This is a genomic window from Reichenbachiella sp., from assembly GCF_039941815.1.
Taxonomy (GTDB): Bacteria; Bacteroidota; Bacteroidia; order Cytophagales; family Cyclobacteriaceae; genus Reichenbachiella.
Map to the genome: position 1 here is coordinate 522,149 of NZ_JBDVDW010000065.1, position 15,888 is coordinate 538,036.

General features: G+C 42.1%; 14 protein-coding genes. 6 read left to right on the forward strand and 8 right to left on the reverse strand.

The genetic code is table 11. The annotated features are described in order from the left end of the window. Positions 1–2: 2 nt before the first annotated feature. The 4 genes from ABJF11_RS19330 to ric form a co-directional block, all read right to left on the reverse strand. The gene (locus tag ABJF11_RS19330) at positions 3–554 is read right to left on the reverse strand and encodes a hypothetical protein (RefSeq protein ID WP_348121850.1); all 552 of its coding nucleotides are present in this window, start codon (positions 552–554) and stop codon (positions 3–5) included. A gap of 159 nt (positions 555–713) precedes the next feature. After that, entirely contained in the window at positions 714–2,210 is a 1,497-nt protein-coding gene (locus tag ABJF11_RS19335) for a M28 family peptidase (protein WP_348121851.1), read from the reverse strand. Between the two features lie 72 nt (positions 2,211–2,282). Continuing rightward, positions 2,283–3,035, reverse strand: a complete 753-nt coding sequence (locus ABJF11_RS19340) for a sulfite exporter TauE/SafE family protein (protein ID WP_348121852.1) — start codon at positions 3,033–3,035, stop codon at positions 2,283–2,285. Positions 3,036–3,065: 30 nt separating this feature from the next. Next, entirely contained in the window at positions 3,066–3,791 is a 726-nt protein-coding gene (gene ric, locus ABJF11_RS19345; protein WP_348121853.1) for an iron-sulfur cluster repair di-iron protein, read from the reverse strand. A 74-nt stretch (positions 3,792–3,865) separates the two neighbouring features. On the opposite strand from ric, the gene ABJF11_RS19350 reads away from it, so the two are divergent. The 4 genes from ABJF11_RS19350 to ABJF11_RS19365 all read left to right on the forward strand — a co-directional run bounded on the left by ABJF11_RS19350 (position 3,866) and on the right by ABJF11_RS19365 (position 8,238). Further along, positions 3,866–4,459 (forward strand): Crp/Fnr family transcriptional regulator, encoded by a 594-nt coding sequence (locus ABJF11_RS19350; RefSeq protein ID WP_348121854.1) that lies wholly within the window; start codon positions 3,866–3,868, stop codon positions 4,457–4,459. A gap of 292 nt (positions 4,460–4,751) precedes the next feature. Beyond that, positions 4,752–5,225 (forward strand): hypothetical protein, encoded by a 474-nt coding sequence (locus ABJF11_RS19355; protein ID WP_348121855.1) that lies wholly within the window; start codon positions 4,752–4,754, stop codon positions 5,223–5,225. A gap of 74 nt (positions 5,226–5,299) precedes the next feature. Beyond that, the gene (locus ABJF11_RS19360) at positions 5,300–7,654 is read left to right on the forward strand and encodes an ABC transporter permease (protein WP_348121857.1); all 2,355 of its coding nucleotides are present in this window, start codon (positions 5,300–5,302) and stop codon (positions 7,652–7,654) included. A 92-nt stretch (positions 7,655–7,746) separates the two neighbouring features. After that, entirely contained in the window at positions 7,747–8,238 is a 492-nt protein-coding gene (locus ABJF11_RS19365; protein WP_348121858.1) for an MOSC domain-containing protein, read from the forward strand. Positions 8,239–8,246: 8 nt separating this feature from the next. On the opposite strand, the gene ABJF11_RS19370 is transcribed toward ABJF11_RS19365, so the two are convergent. Beyond that, entirely contained in the window at positions 8,247–8,567 is a 321-nt protein-coding gene (locus ABJF11_RS19370; RefSeq protein ID WP_348121859.1) for a DsrE family protein, read from the reverse strand. A 160-nt stretch (positions 8,568–8,727) separates the two neighbouring features. On the opposite strand from ABJF11_RS19370, the gene ABJF11_RS19375 reads away from it, so the two are divergent. Next, on the forward strand, positions 8,728–9,975 hold the full coding sequence (locus ABJF11_RS19375; protein WP_348121861.1) for a GAF domain-containing sensor histidine kinase: 1,248 nt from the start codon (positions 8,728–8,730) through the stop codon (positions 9,973–9,975). A 58-nt stretch (positions 9,976–10,033) separates the two neighbouring features. Here the strand turns inward: ABJF11_RS19375 and ABJF11_RS19380 are convergent, their stop codons facing one another. Genes ABJF11_RS19380 through ABJF11_RS19390 form a run of 3 tightly spaced genes read right to left on the reverse strand, consistent with a single transcriptional unit; the run spans position 10,034 to position 13,092 of the window. Next, positions 10,034–12,253: a molybdopterin cofactor-binding domain-containing protein gene (locus ABJF11_RS19380; protein ID WP_348121863.1), complete on the reverse strand. Its 2,220-nt coding sequence runs from the start codon at positions 12,251–12,253 to the stop codon at positions 10,034–10,036. Next, positions 12,250–12,714, reverse strand: a complete 465-nt coding sequence (locus ABJF11_RS19385) for a (2Fe-2S)-binding protein (RefSeq protein ID WP_348121864.1) — start codon at positions 12,712–12,714, stop codon at positions 12,250–12,252. Before ABJF11_RS19385 ends, ABJF11_RS19380 begins: the two co-directional genes overlap by 4 nt. Then, positions 12,715–13,092, reverse strand: a complete 378-nt coding sequence (locus tag ABJF11_RS19390) for a cytochrome c (protein ID WP_348121865.1) — start codon at positions 13,090–13,092, stop codon at positions 12,715–12,717. Between the two features lie 233 nt (positions 13,093–13,325). Between ABJF11_RS19390 and ABJF11_RS19395 the strand changes: the two genes are divergently transcribed. Further along, positions 13,326–15,728, forward strand: a complete 2,403-nt coding sequence (locus ABJF11_RS19395; protein WP_348121866.1) for an ABC transporter permease — start codon at positions 13,326–13,328, stop codon at positions 15,726–15,728. Positions 15,729–15,888 lie beyond the last annotated feature (160 nt).

The window sequence follows — 15,888 nt, forward strand, 5'->3', positions numbered from 1 at the left end:
AACTATTTCTTCATCGAAGGGTCTAACGCATCTATTATTTCCTGCATTTTGTTTCTGGTGTATTTACCAGAGGTATTGTATACAATTTTTCCTTCTGGATCCAGAACATAGAAATAGGGCACGTCGTTGCCATCGAAATTCAAAGATTGCTTATAATGTTTCAAAGTGCCTTTGTAGAACAACACATAAGGCTGTATCTCCGGTGACACAGTTTTTTGAACCTTTTTCATAGTGCTTTTATATGCCGCTCTTTTGGCTCCGGTGAACATGGGCACGATATAGAGGTGCATATCGTATTCAAACTTGAAAAAGGCATTTGGGTCAGGTTCTGTTAGAAACTGGTTGTACATAGGGTTGAACCATGAACCCAGATCTTCTTCTGATTTTTTCGAAAATGCTAGTGCGATCAGACTGTATTTTCCGTTGAGATCGGCAGGTATGTTTACCGTATCATAAAGCAGACTCTCTCCTTCCATCAGAGGAAAAACATCGCCTACTTGTGCACTACTAAATTGAAAACACACCAGTATCAAAAGGGTCAATACATATTTCATAAGCTATAAGTTTAGGCTATAAATTTGATGGACAATATACGAAGATTAGTAGTATTGGTCAGCGAGGGACTAGACAAAATGAGGCTGCCTCCAACAATGTTTTTTGATAAAATCATCATTATAGACAGCCTCGTTCTATGAATATTCTTCTCGAGAATTCTACTTCAGACTTGGTCTTTTGTCGCGATTGACCAACTCCCATGCGGTATAGAATACCAGTCTGGTTCTCTTCAGGTAAACCTCTTTTTCTATCTTCTCTATGGTATCTGATTCCTGATGATAGTCGTCATGAGATCCTGTGGTATAAAAGATTACTGGAATACCATTTTTGGCAAAATTCCAGTGATCTGATCTATAGTAGATCTGCTCAGGGTGATTTTCATCATTATACACGTAGTTCAATTCAAGATTTGTGTAGGTAGCGTTCGCCTGCTCACTGATCTGATGAAGCTCATCAGAAAGTTTGTCCGAGCCCACCAGACATACATAGTCTTTACCCTTGTGGTTTTCTTCGTCATATCTTCCGATCATGTCCATGTTGAGGTTGGTGACCGTATTTTCTAGTGGGAATACAGGATTATCTGCGTAATATTCTGATCCTAAGAGTCCCTTCTCCTCACCTGTAAAAGCTATGAAAAGCATGCTTCTGCGTGGACCGTTGCCTTCCGCTTTGGCGACAGAAAAGGCCTGCGCCATATCCATCACACCAGCCGTACCTGAGCCATCATCATCAGCGCCGTTGTATATCTTGTCTCCTTTCCGACCCAAATGATCATAGTGAGAAGTAATCACCACCAATTCATTTTTCAAATCGGAGCCTTCCAGGTATCCCAGCACATTTTCTGAGCTGAGTTTTTTAACTTCCTTTTCTGAGCTGTATCCTATTTTTGAAACCTTCACTTTTCTGATCGCTTTGAGATCACCTGCGTCTATTGCCTCCTTCAACTTCTCATGGGTCTTACCTGTGAGTTCCTTGAGCAAACTTGGAGAGGTATAGTACATTCCTACAAAGTCGCTTTCTTTGCTACCCGTATCTACAGTCATTCTGCCTGCTTCCAAATATCCTCGGTACGTATTCACCAAGGTCTCTAGCTGCTCATCTGTAGATGTCCTGACGACCAACACAAGATTGGCTCCTTTCTCTGCGGCTAGCCTCGAAGCTTTCACTGCAGTACGGTAGCTATTTGGGGTAATCATCAAAACTGCCTTGCCGACAACATCTAATCCTTCATACATCTCGGCACTTCCGTCCCCAACAAAAACGACATCAGTTGAGACTTCTCCATTTGTGACTCCATCGCCTACAAATACTACTTTATTGAAGTTGTCATACTTGCTCTTGCCTATCCTGAGGTGAGCACTTTTCACTTTCGTTGAAATCAATGGCACATTTTGATAGTAACTCATTTGATCTCCATTTTTCACGGGTGCAGTGAGTCCCAGACTTTGGAAATGGTGACTGATCAATGCAGCTGCCATACGCTGGCCTCTTTCGCCTGTTTCTCTTCCTTCCAACGCATCGGAGGCGAGAATCCCCAAATAATCAAATAGGTCTTCAGTAGTAATCGTGTTCGCATATTTTATAGCTTTTTCAGACTTTTGAGCCTGTGTGGCCATAGAAGACAGCATTAGCATGCCTATTAGTATCTTTCTCATATAAATGGTTAATGGTTTTGATGGCGAAGTTATGAAGAAGATAACCTACCCATAGCAATTTTATACCAATGGTTAAAACACCATAAAAACGGCGGCTACGGCTGTCATAATCATGATAAACCATCTGAATCCCTGATCAGATATTTTCTTGATTACCTTTATTCCAAGGTATGCACCTATAGCGATCATAGGCAGTACGGTCAAGTCCAACAGGACCGAGTTGGCAGAGATGGTTTGCCAACTCCAAATATGAAATGGTACTTTGAACCAATTAACCAGCATAAAAAACCAAGCCGCTGTCCCAATAAATTCATTTTTGGGCAGACGCATCGATAGCAGGTACAAGGCCATTGCGCTGCCAGCCAGATTGCCAACCATGGTGGTAAAACCTGCAGTAATTCCTAATATCATCGCAAACCACCAATAATCTGGAATTTTGTCTTTGTTGACTTTTTCTAGCCAGATCATGATTCCGAGGCTCAGGAAGATAATGATACCCATGATTGATCTGAAAAGCTGATCGTCGATATGATTTCCAATCCAAGTACCCAACAAAACACCAAGTATCGCCCAGGGGAAAAGTTTGATCAGGTGCTTCCACTCGGTATGTCTATGATAGTAGGCAACACCGAAAACATCAGCCATGATGAGCATCGGTAGCATCAACCCACTTGATTCTTTGCCTCCAAAAGTGGCAGCCAGAAGTGGCACAGCAATCATTCCCATCCCATGCACTCCAGTCTTGGCCATGCCAATAAGGATACCACATAGCATGAAGCTGGTCAGCGCCAAATAAGAAAGTTCATACGAAAAGAGGGTCACCATTTGCGTGCGAAGATAACCTACTCATCGCATTTAGCTGCTTTTTATTTCCAACTCGATCGCCACGGCATTTTCAAAAAGAATATTGTTTTCAAGGTGGATATGGCGATGTAGATCATCGACAAACTCTTTCAATTTGGCAAACGCCACTTGATAAGTGCTACACGCATCGTCTGGAGGAGTAAAATTGTCAGTAAGCCGAGCGATACTTTTGAATGACTCGCCTTCAAAGTCATGTTCACCTTCCATGGCTTGTATCGGATTACTGATGCTTCCAAACGCCAATTGCGGTAGCGGTTTGTCTTGACTTTTAGCTTTCTCCATATCCACTATAGCAGGAAAGAGTATCAACTCTTCTTTTTTCATGTGGTCATAAAGCGCATCTGTGGCTTCATCAAAAATATCTCTGACTGTTTCTAATTCCTGGTGTCGCTCACCATGAACCTCCGCAATTTTCCTTAGCAGTTGTGATAGATAGGGTACACTCTCTTCGATATACTTGTGATGCACTTCCACGATGTGTGCGATGAGCTCAGTATTGGACATCGTTTCGTAGGTGATTTCATCATTTTTATCAGTCATCGCCAGCATCAATTGAGACATCACGAGTTGGGTATCTACTCCTTGCTCCTCGCAAGCCTCGGCCAACTCTTTTTTGCCCCCACAACAAAAATCAAGGCCGTGAGAATTAAAGATTTGAGCGGTTCTAAAATCCTTTTTCACGATATTGGCAATAGTTTCTTCTTCTCTGATTTTCATGGTTTGTTGTATTTTTGATCAAAAGTAACCGAGCACAACGACCCTTTTTATGATCTCAATCATATCCATATAAAATGATAGCATCACCCATACTTTTGGAGGCTGGCGCTGTTGAAGTTTCCTTCAGAAAAGGCGAATGGATCTTTAGACAAGGAGGTCAGGCCCGATACTATTTTCAAATAGTCGAAGGACAGGTCAAAATGAGCAATTTTAGTGCGCAAGGACAAGAATTTGTTCAGGGCTTATTCGCTGCAGGTCAGAGCTTTGGCGAGCCGCCGTTACTTACCGACTTGACCTATCCCGCAAGTGCAATTGCCTCTACTGATTGTCGTGTCTACAAACTCAATAAAGACAAGTTTCTCAACATATTATTAGCCAACCCAAAAATCAGCTTGGAGGTAGGGAAAAGCCTGGCCAAAAGACTGCATTATAAGGCCACGATGGCATCAGAAATATCCAGCAACCATCCAGAACACCGAATTCTCACTTTGCTGACTTACTTAAAAAATGAAATTCATCCGAATACGAATGATTTGCATCCCGTAGACCTCACCCGACAACAGATAGCCGACATGACGGGTCTAAGGGTGGAAACTGTGATTCGCTCGATAAAAAAAATGGAAAAGGAAAAGCAACTCGTGATTCAAAACAGAAAAGTATATCTCTGATAGGAAGGAAATATATAGAACGACATCAAAAAAATATAAAAAATTTCTTTAATTACTTATTCTAAATATGATTATTTCAAGATGAAGTTTTAAGTATAATTGAACTTTTATCGAAAATCTCTTCTGAATCCAATTCATTCCTAAATATTACTAATTTTACTCTACTGCGTGATTCATTAAATAATACTTAATGATACTCATGCATTCAACCTAAATTGATGCCTTAGTTCTTATGTGATAAAAATTGCACTTTTTTATCATTTTAAGATTTTTGAAAAAAATAATAACTGCTATGATTAACGTATTCAGAACGCTTCGTGACGATGAAATGGAAATAGTATTGAATGCTCCAGGCATGGTAGCCGTACTTATTGCTGGTGCAGACGACGACATCGATAAGGACGAAATTGCTGAGGCCATCCATTACGCCACCACAGCCAAGCATCGATACGACAAGCTGGGAGAATATTTCGAAGAAGTCGCCAACAAATTTGAAGACATTTTCAAAAACTACATAGAAGATCTATCCCCTGATCTGGATACACGTCAGCATACCATCACTTCGTATTTAAGACAGCTCAACGGAATTCTGCCAAAGGTAGAACCAGAAATAGCTAAGCAAGTCCATCAGTTTTTATTGGACCTGGCTAAGGTTGTAGCTGAAGCCTCCGGAGGAATCTTTGGAATGAAGAAAGTAAGCAAGGCCGAAGCGCAATACCTTTCTCTCAACATGATTGACAAGCCCGCCGATTTCGAAATGATGTAATTTTTTTTGGTGGGATTGCAACTATTTGGGTTTAGATTATATCAATAGATTAGATATAACCAAAAACTCAACTCATGTTTAAACACAACCTCATACTTTCGATTCGCAATTTCAAGCGTTTCAAGAGCTCATTCTTCATCAATCTTTTTGGACTATCTACCGGACTGGCTTGTACCATGTTCATTTATTTGTGGGTAGTAGATGAGATGAGCATGGATAAATTTCATGCCAACGATACCAATCTCTATCAGGTCATGGAGCACCAGCAGTACGCTGCTGACATCATGACGACCAACTCCACTCCGGGTCCGCTGGCTAATGCGCTCAAAGAAGAATTTCCCGATATTAAATACTCGGCGACGACGACCTGGATCAATAAGTTTACCCTGACTCATAAGGACAAAAATTTGAAGGCCGATGGATATCATGTGGGAGTCGATTTTTTCAAAATATTCTCCTATGAGCTCATCGCTGGTCAAGCCGACCAAGTGCTGATGGATAAGCAAACTATTGTGATATCTGATGAGTTGGCGGCTCGAATATTTGGATCAGCTGACGAGGTCGTTGGAAAGTCTTTGAAGCTGAATCAAAATGAATCGTACTTGATCTCTGGTGTATTTAAAAAACCTCCGAACAATTCAAGTTTTATCTTCGATTTCGTCATTCCGTTTCAAAAATTTGTAGACGAGAATAGCTGGATTAGCAATTGGGGCAACAATGGTCCGAAAACCTATGTTGTGCTACAAGACGGGGTCTCCGCGGATGAAGTCGTAGAAAAAATCGCAGGTTTTGTGAAAATCAAAAATGAGGACTCAAATGTGACGCTGTTTCTCAAGAAGTATTCGGACAGATACTTATACGGTCGATATGAAAACGGAGTAGAAGCTGGCGGAAGGATTGAATATGTTCGTTTGTTCTCCATTATCGCGGTTTTTATCCTGATGATCGCCTGTATCAACTTTATGAATCTATCGACGGCCAGGGCTTCACGTCGAGCAAAAGAGGTTGGCATCAAAAAAGCTGTGGGTGCGCCTAAGTCCACCATCATAGCGCAGTACATGACAGAATCTCTGCTACTGACCATGATTTCATTTGCGGTCTCGGTGACCGTCGTGTTTCTATTTCTACCGCAGTTCAACGACATCACAGACAAGCAAATTTCGTCTTCTTTTGATCTCATGGTGGTGCTCTCATTTTTTGGCCTCACGCTACTTACTGGTATACTTTCAGGAAGTTATCCAGCCATTTATTTGTCAGGTTTCACTATAGTGAAAGTATTGAAAGGTGAAATCAGAGGCTCGATCGCTGAGCTCTGGGCGCGAAAAGGCCTGGTAGTATTCCAGTTTACCCTCTCCATAATATTGATCGTGTCTGTGATGGTGATTTACAAGCAAATCGAATACGTGCAAACCAAAAGCCTCGGTTATGACAACGACAACATGATCTACTTCTCTCAAGAGGGTAAGGTGGAAAAAAACGTAGACACCTTTCTGGATCAAATGAAATCCATACCAGGAATAGTATCTGCTACCAGTACCGGACATATCCTGTTGTACAGCAACAATAACACCTCCGGGTTGGAATGGGAAGGGAAAGATCCTGAAGCTAACATTCTATTCGAAAATGTGAGATGCAACTACGACGTGTTTAAGACTCTGGATATAAAATTCAAAGAGGGTCGCCCATTCTCCAGAGACTTTAGCACCGACAGCTCAAAAATCATTTTCAACGAGGCCGCCATCAAGGTGATGGGACTCGAAGATCCGATTGGGCAATCTATTACCCTGTGGGGAGAGAATAAATTGGAAATTGTAGGGGTGGTAAAGGACTTTCATTTTCAATCCCTGCACAACGAGGTCAAACCATTGTTTTTTATCCTTTCGCCAGAGAATACGTGGTACATCATGGCTAGAATACAGGCTGGCGCTGAGAAAAACACCCTAGCGGCTCTTGAAGAATTCTATACGAACTTTAATCCTGGCTTTACTTTGGAATATGAATTTATGGATAAGAGGTACGAATCACTCTACAAGGCAGAACAGCGGGTATCTACCCTATCGAGATATTTTGCAGGTATGGCCATCATTATTTCCTGTCTTGGTCTGTTTGGACTAGCCAGTTTTACGGCCGAAAGAAGGCAGAAGGAAATTGGCATCCGAAAGGTGCTAGGATCTAGTGTGTTGAATATTGTATATCTGCTCTCATCTGATTTTACAAAACTTGTCGGATTGGCAATAGTTCTTGCCTTACCTATTAGCTACTATTTCGTCGATGACTGGCTTGATCAGTTTGCCTTTAGAATCGGCCTTGAGGCCTGGTTTTTTATAGGAGCTGGCTTTGTATCTCTACTCATCGCCTGGATTACCGTAGGCTCTCAGGCACTAAAAGCAGCTCATATCAACCCTGCGGAATGCCTCAGAGACGAATGATTTAAGATTTTTGATTAATGGTTATATTCGAGCGACCACCCATAGGGTGGTCGTTTTTTTATTCAATTATATTTGTCAAAAACAAGCTGGATATGTCATACGATGAACCTGTAATGAAACAATTGCTAAGGAGTATTCCACAGGTAGGAAAGGTGGAGTGGATCGGTATCCGAGAGGAACGCAAAGCATTTCCCATGGCCGTACCAGCGGTCGTGGCAGAGCTTAAGACAGGATTGAAAGGCGATCATTTTAAAGGCAGTATCTCAGGCAAACGGCAGGTCACCTTGATACAAAAAGAACATCTCGATGCTGTATCTGCTATATTAGGAAGAGAGTCTATCGATCCGGCACTCACTAGAAGAAACATCGTGGTATCTGGTATTAACCTGCTTTCATTAAAATCACAAAAATTCAAAATTGGTGAGGCCGTTTTCGAAACTTCAGGCATCTGTGCACCCTGCAATCGAATGGAAGAAAATCTGGGTCCAGGCGGATACAGTGCAATGCGTGGACATGGTGGGATTACCGCCAGGGTAAAAGAAGACGGAGAAATCAAAATTGGCGATTCCGTGACTTTGTTATAATACGATTCTTATAAGCTTAGTACTTTATCTGATTGGTCTATCAAATCATAGAGATCAGCCATGGTAGACAGCGGGCATAATTCTGTGCCTTCCGAATTCCTTATCTTCAGGCAAGTACCACAAGCCAATATTTCACCATGATCAGCCACAAACTGCTCCATCTGCTCTTTTACATTGAATTTGTCATTAGAAAGCGACTCAGCTTCCACCCCATTGGCCAAGAGGAAAACCTTCACTTCATCTCTCTTTTTCAAGGCAAAATTCGCTAATCTAAAACCATTCCACACCGTTTCTGCGTGATCTGAGTATATAACTATTCCAAGTTTCATTTTCAGTTGTTTAAGTATTTTTAGCAAATATAAAGCAGTAAACGAGCAAAACGGTTCACTCATCGAAAAGGATCGTCACTCTTTTGTCTAACACCTAGATTCACATACCCATCCATCTCAATATCTCAGATTGTGTATCAAAATGAGTAATTGAAAAATTATGACCGAACCCTTAAGTTCTGAGCAACGTGCGAAGAAAAGAATGAATCAGGTTTTCAAGCTTTTTACTGAGCTGTCTGGAGATCATTCCTTTCACTTTGAAAAGGTATTGAAACTAGCCCTAAAGTTGGTTGATATGGAAATAGGTATCATTAGCCAAATCGAAGGCGATGCTTATGAGATAAAAGACATTTATACTGAAGCCAATACAAGTCTGGTCAAGGGGCAGGAATTTGCACTCCAAGAGACCTATTGTAGTCTGACCTATGCAAGCAACAATATTGTGGATCTGGATCATATCGGAACCTCCGAGTTTGTCGGTCACCCATGTTATACTGCCACACAGTTAGAAGCCTACATTGGGGTGCCTATACTGGTATCAGGAAAACGCTATGGCACGCTCAATTTCTCATCAAGCATACCGAGAAAAGTTCCGTTTAATCAGTTTGATCGTGATTTTGTACTTTACCTAGGCCAATGGGTAGGACAGCACATTTCTCGATTGGAATATGAGGAACAATTAGACGAAAAAAACAAGCAGTTGCAGGAACTATTGGATGAGCGCGAAAAACTAAGTTCTATTTTGATTCATGATTTAAAATCTCCACTCAATAACCTTAGCGGTCTGCTGGATCTATCTGAGTCTATGACCGATGATCACGTAATCTCAGATATGATGAAAAATTCGTTAAATGTAGCTTTCAATCTTGTAACAGACTTACAGGAAATCAATCAACTAGAGCAGGGACTTACAAAGTTTAAACCTATTCAACTTAATGGAGTAGAGATCGCTGAGATTATCATCAGTCAGTTTATCAATCAAGCACAAGCTAAGGAAATCAACCTTGTTTTGCTTGCGGCGAAAGAATTGATCACAATCGAATCAGATATGAAATTGCTTTGTAGAGCGCTGAACAATTTGGTCTCTAATGCTATTAAATTTTCACCACTAAAATCCACCGTAGAGATTAGTGTATTTCAAGAGAATGAGCAGCTGCACTATCGGGTTAGAGATCAGGGACCTGGAATCAACGCTGAAGATCAAAAAAAGCTATTCAGACGGTTTCAAAAGCTATCAGCCAAACCTACAGCTAGCGAACATTCTTCTGGTCTTGGGCTATTCATTGTCAAAGAAAACTGCAAACTACTTGGTGCCGATATCCACATGGAGAGCAGTCAAAGAAAGGGTACGACATTTACCTTATCGGTGCCAATAAAGAACAAAGAGAAGCAAAAAATTAAGGGTTAGCAAAAGAATACGAGCCCGAGGGCCTAGTCAATATTAGTTTTTGGCTGCCTTGCCAATGCTATGCTAAGAGATCTTCTTTGTATACCGGTACTTTGCGAATTCTCTTACCCGTGGCGTCAAATATGGCATTGAGCACTGCCGGAGCCAATGGCGGCGTAGCTGGCTCACCTAGCCCTCGAGGAGTTTCTTCACTCGGCACAAAATGAACTTCTATCTCCGGCACCTCATCTATTCGAAGCAGCTTATTGTTATGAAAATTGCTCTGTTGGACCTTTCCATTTTTTAGATCGATAGATCCATATTTCAAAGCAGAGAGTGCATATATGATGCTCCCTTCTACCTGGCCTCGCCCAAAATGTGGATTGACTACAATGCCACAATCAAGTACGCTGGTAATCTTGGTAATCTTTATGCCCCAATCCGAATTGTCTTTTTCCACCTCTACGATATGAGCACAGACGGTCCTTCCAAAGAAATCATCGATGGCGAAGCCCCGACCTTTGCCCGCAGACTTCGCTCTATCCCAAAGCTTATTCGCACTGATATACTCCATCACGCTGCGATTCCTTCTCCTAAGATCAGTTCTGAAATCCATCACCAATTCACCAAAATCCTGTTCCCCTGGTGGTGTGGGCCGATCAAAGGCCACGTATTCGATCGGCTTTGAGTATAGCACGTTGCGCAATTCCAGCGGATCCTTTTTCAGTTCTATAGCGAGCTCGTCAATAAAGCACTCTTTGCCCAGTGAGCTGGAGTGAACCTGTACACTTCGCCATGCCCCTTGATGTACTAAATTATCAATAGGATTGATAAAAGTATCGAGATGGCCCAAGTCATACGGCTGTTCCCATAGATTATCTCCTGAGGCATAACTTGCGGTTTTCACCATTTTCAACTGCATACCAATGACTTCATCTTCCTTGATCAATCCACTAAAATGGGACACTTGGTAGGGATGAAAATAGTCATGTCTGATTCCATCCTCTCTGGTCCAGGTCAGCTTGATCGGTTTCTTGAGTTGCTTAGATAGATAGGCCGCTTCTATCGAAGTATCAGGATAGTATCTACGCCCGAAAGATCCGCCCGAATTCTGAACATGTACTTTTATCTTATCCGCTGGAATATCTACTGCCTTGGCCACATTTACAACCACCTTAGTCGCATTCTGAGTACCTACCCATATTTCGCATGTTTGGCCGTTGTAATGCGCAGTAGCATTCATGGGTTCCATGAGGGCATGCGCTTGATGAGGATTGATATAGGTAGCTTTTATCTCCCGATAGTCTTCGAGATCTTTGAGTTCGTCATATTTGCCTACAGAGTAGACCGGCTTTTCCCACTTCTTACCTGCAGTTTCTACTGCTGCATTGAGCCTTTCATTGTCGTTGTTTTCATTATCACCCAGATCCCAATCACACTTCAGAGATTTGCGTCCTTTAAAAGCAGCCCATGTCGAAGTAGCGATCACCGCTACGCCTTCCTGAACATGAATTTCATCCTCGGTTGACTCCAGTGTAGGAACGCTGATCACATCGATCACCCCATTGACCTTCAAAGTCTCTGCTGCATCAAACTTGATCAACTTGCCCTTGTATACCGGACATTTTTCAATAGAGGCATATAGCATGTCGGGTAAATCCATATTGATCCCATAGTTGCCCTGACCCATGGCGACCTTATCGGTGATAAGGTTTTTTACCGGCTTGCCAATCAGATTGAAATCGGCAGGCGACTTTAATTCGACCTCTTTAGGCACTTCTAATGTTGCGGCCTCAGCTGCCAGCTCACCAAAGGATAATTTTCTATCCGATCCTGAATCGATTACAAATCCATTGGACACACTTAGTCCCTCGGTAGATACTTGCCATCGATTGGCAGCAGCAGCTTTTAGAAGCTCCCTGACGGTCGCTCCCATATTGCGCAGGCTATCCCAATAAAAAGAAATGGTGCCGCTACCACCTGTAGTTTCTCGAATCAGCCCTTCATATTTTTTGTCATAATCGGCTCTTTCAATGGTCACCGTTGACCAATCGGCTCCCAACTCCTCTGCCATGATCATTGGCAGACCAGTGCCAGATCCCTGCCCCATTTCATGGGCGGTCAGTTGGAACACTACGTTTCCTTCCAAATCGATACTTATAAAATGATTGAAGGATGACAAGACTGACTCTTCATCCTGAGTCAATATTTTGCCCATTCCGGGAATGGCCCCTGCAAGCATCAATCCACCTCCAGCCAGGGAGGTAACTTTCAAAAAATTTCTTCTTGTTGCTTTCATGAGTCCTGAGGTTTAGCTGCCTGCTGTATAGCTTTGACGATTCTTGGATAGGTGCCACATCGGCAAATATTTCCTTTCATAGCGCGCTGTATGTCCTCTTCTGAAGGGACTGGAATACGATCGAGCAAGGCCACCGCAGACATGATCTGTCCACTCTGACAATATCCACACTGTGGCACGTCTATAGACTTCCAGGCTTCCTGTACTGGATGGTCACCTGTTTTTGACAAGCCCTCTATTGTAATGATCTTTTTACCTTCCATTCGGGAAATAGGAACCACACAAGAGCGCACCGGAGTCCCATCGATATGGACTGTGCAAGCGCCACACTGAGCAATACCGCATCCGTATTTTGTACCGTATAATTTCAGGGTGTCTCTGATCACCCAAAGTAGCGGAGTGTCTGCATCCGCTTCGACACTCGTCTGCTGTCCGTTGATTGTAAGTAGATAATTAGCCATTTAATTTTTGGAGATTTGAGTTGAAGATGGATTGGATAGAAATTCTGCCTCATTGCCCCAGGCATTCTGGATATAGTTGATCACTTCTGTGATTTCTTTCTGAGTAATCGGAACGGGAAGCATGCCTCCCGTAGCTGGTGAGCCATTTTCGATAAGGTATCGTGCTCTGGCAGAATAGTCTGGGGTGATCGATTCTCGAATAAGGCCAGGGTAGATTCCGCCCAGACCTTTACCATTAGCACCGTGACAGCTCAGACAATGAGCAATATATACTTCCTTGCCACGAGTCAGCTCTGCAGTCTGTTCTGCAGTGTAGGGACTACAGGCACCACACCACAATAGCAAAAGCAGTATACCACCTAATTTGAGTTTTGACATAGCATTATATTTTAATTGAAGATACCCTAAACGAAAAGTAAAAAAAGCCAACTCCCGACAGACAGCACAATAGGCACGATCAATTACAGGATTGAGAGAATCAGAGGGTTTCGAACACCATATGAACGAAAACGAACAAAACGGGAGAGTATAAAATCCATGTATCAATCTGATTATCTGATAGTTAAGACAATCGGCACGTTATTTGAAAACCAAGGTAAAAAACCACAACTATGCTTAAAAACTACTTCAAAATTGCATTTAGAACCTTGATCAAAAATAAGACCTATGCTTTGATCAACATTCTTGGCCTCTCGATTGGAATTACCTGTGCGTCTCTTATTCTTTTTTATGTAGGGGATGAATTGACCTATGATCAATTCCATAGCCAACACGAGCAGATATACAGAATCATCGAATCTGATCATAGTAATCCAGATAAAGTTGATCAGTATGGTCAAACTTCTCCAGGCGTTGCCATAGCCATGACCAACGACATACCTGGGGTTGCGGCCAATACAAGGGTATTTCAGCCCGGCGGACACATGGATATCAACTGGGAAGGAGAAAAAATACAAGAACGAAACTACATTTTCGGTGAAGCCAACTTTTTCGATTTCTTTGATTTCGAATTTGTAGCTGGCAGCAAGTCAGACGCCATGAGAGAGGTCAACTCCATAGTATTGAGCGAGACTGCAGCCAAGCGGTTTTTTGGAAATCAAAACCCTATCGGTCAAACGATGAAATGGATAGAAATGAATGACTGCAAGGTAACAGCAGTATTAAAAGATCTTCCTCAAAATTCCCACCTCCAGTTTGACGTGATGTTCTCTTACAACTCTATTCTGGACGAAGGCGGATGGCCTGAATACTTAAAATCATGGGAAAGATATGGTGCCTATTCTTACATACTGCTTGACAAGAGTTCCAATGTAAAGGAGATCAAAGCACAGTTTCCTGCACTGATCAGTAAATACGATAAAGAAAATACGCCTGAGGTTAGAAAATTTGATCTGCAGAATTTGGATGATATATACCTCAAATCGGCGGATATCCAATATGGTATTAGTGAAGCCAACGGCAATATTTTCTATATCAATCTTTTTATCGGGATTGCCTTATTCATCATGATTGTGGTATGCATCAACTATATCAATCTTTCGACCGCAAAATCTACTCAACGAGCCAAAGAAATAGGACTTAGAAAAGTAAGTGGCGCCAGCAAAACTCAGCTGATGACGCAGTTTCTAATAGAATCAATCGTACTAGCTGTCTTCTCTTTTGGTCTATCTGTATTCCTGATTGAAATATTGCTGCCTTACTTCAATGTTGTTGCTGGAAAGCAATTTGCCCTGGATAGTGAGAATATCTTCCATATATCACTGATTATCTTCTCTATCACGTTGCTTTTGGGTACACTTTCCGGGCTTTATCCTGCATTGGTTCTGTCCAATTTGAAACCGGTAGCAAGTCTAAAGGGAGAAGTGAAGTCTAATTCGATGAGCGTGCGTAGTAGCTTGGTCATTATACAATTTGCCATCAGTATGGTCATGCTGGTGGGATCGCTGGTCATCTACCAACAGATGCAATACATAGAAAACAAAGCTCTTGGGTTCAACGAAGAAAATCTGCTGGTCGTGGATATCAACTCCGGTAATGTGAGGAGAAATTTCAAAGCGATGAAAACAGAATTTAGCCAGGTGCCTGGCGTGGCCAGCGTGGCTGCTTCCTCCCGTGTCCCTGGTGAATGGAAAAATATCAGAAGAGTAAATTTCAAGTCTCATCAGGCATCTACCGATTCACTGGAAAGCTACTATATGTGCTGGGATAGAGACATGATAGAAACCTATCAGTTCGAACTATTGGATGGCTCCAATTTTAGTGGGAATAAAATCAGCGACTCCACCAAAGTAATTCTAAATGAGGCTGCTGTAAAAGCGTTAAATCTTGAGAATCCATTGGGTCAAACTATATACTTATCATCTAGAAATTCTGGACCCGTACAAGTTATTGGCGTTGTGAAAGACTTCCACTTTCAATCACTCCATAGCGATATCGCTCCACTGGCCTTGGGCTATTGGGCGAATCAGGTGACCGCCATTGACTACTTTTCTTTTAGACTGTCGACCTCGAATTTCAACGAGACTCTCACTGGCCTCACCGCGGTACACGACAAATTTGACAGTGAAACAGCTATAGAGTGGCACTTTCTCGACAGTCAGCTCAACAACTTCTACGTGAATGACCAGCGCATAGGTGAACTCTTTGGTATAGGTGCTATCATCATGCTGACTATCGCTGGATTCGGATTATTTGGGATTACGTCCTACATGATCGATAGACGAAAAAAAGAGATTGGTGTCAGAAAAGTATTAGGTTCTTCAGGCCTGCAACTGGTCGCTCTATTATTTAAATCATATGGTAAACAGGTACTCATTGCATTTGTAGTCGCTACTCCGTTTGCCTATTACTTTGCGAGCGAATGGTCGAGTCTGTTTACATACAAAGAAAATATTTCAGTAGTAGTTTTTCTTATAGCCGGTTTAGTTGTTATGCTTTTTACTTTCCTCACGGTGAGTTACAGGGTGATCAACGCCGCCAGGCTAAACCCTGTAGATGTACTGAAAGACGAGTAGTTGGTACTACGTCTAACAAAAATTCTATAGGTCAATAACTCAAAATGATAAACCTACTTCTTGCGGATGCTGCTATCATCCAATCAAGGGGTAGGTTTTGCTTTTAGGTGCAACATTGTTTGAAGAAATCACACTTTGAGGAAGAGTAGCTACTTTGGGT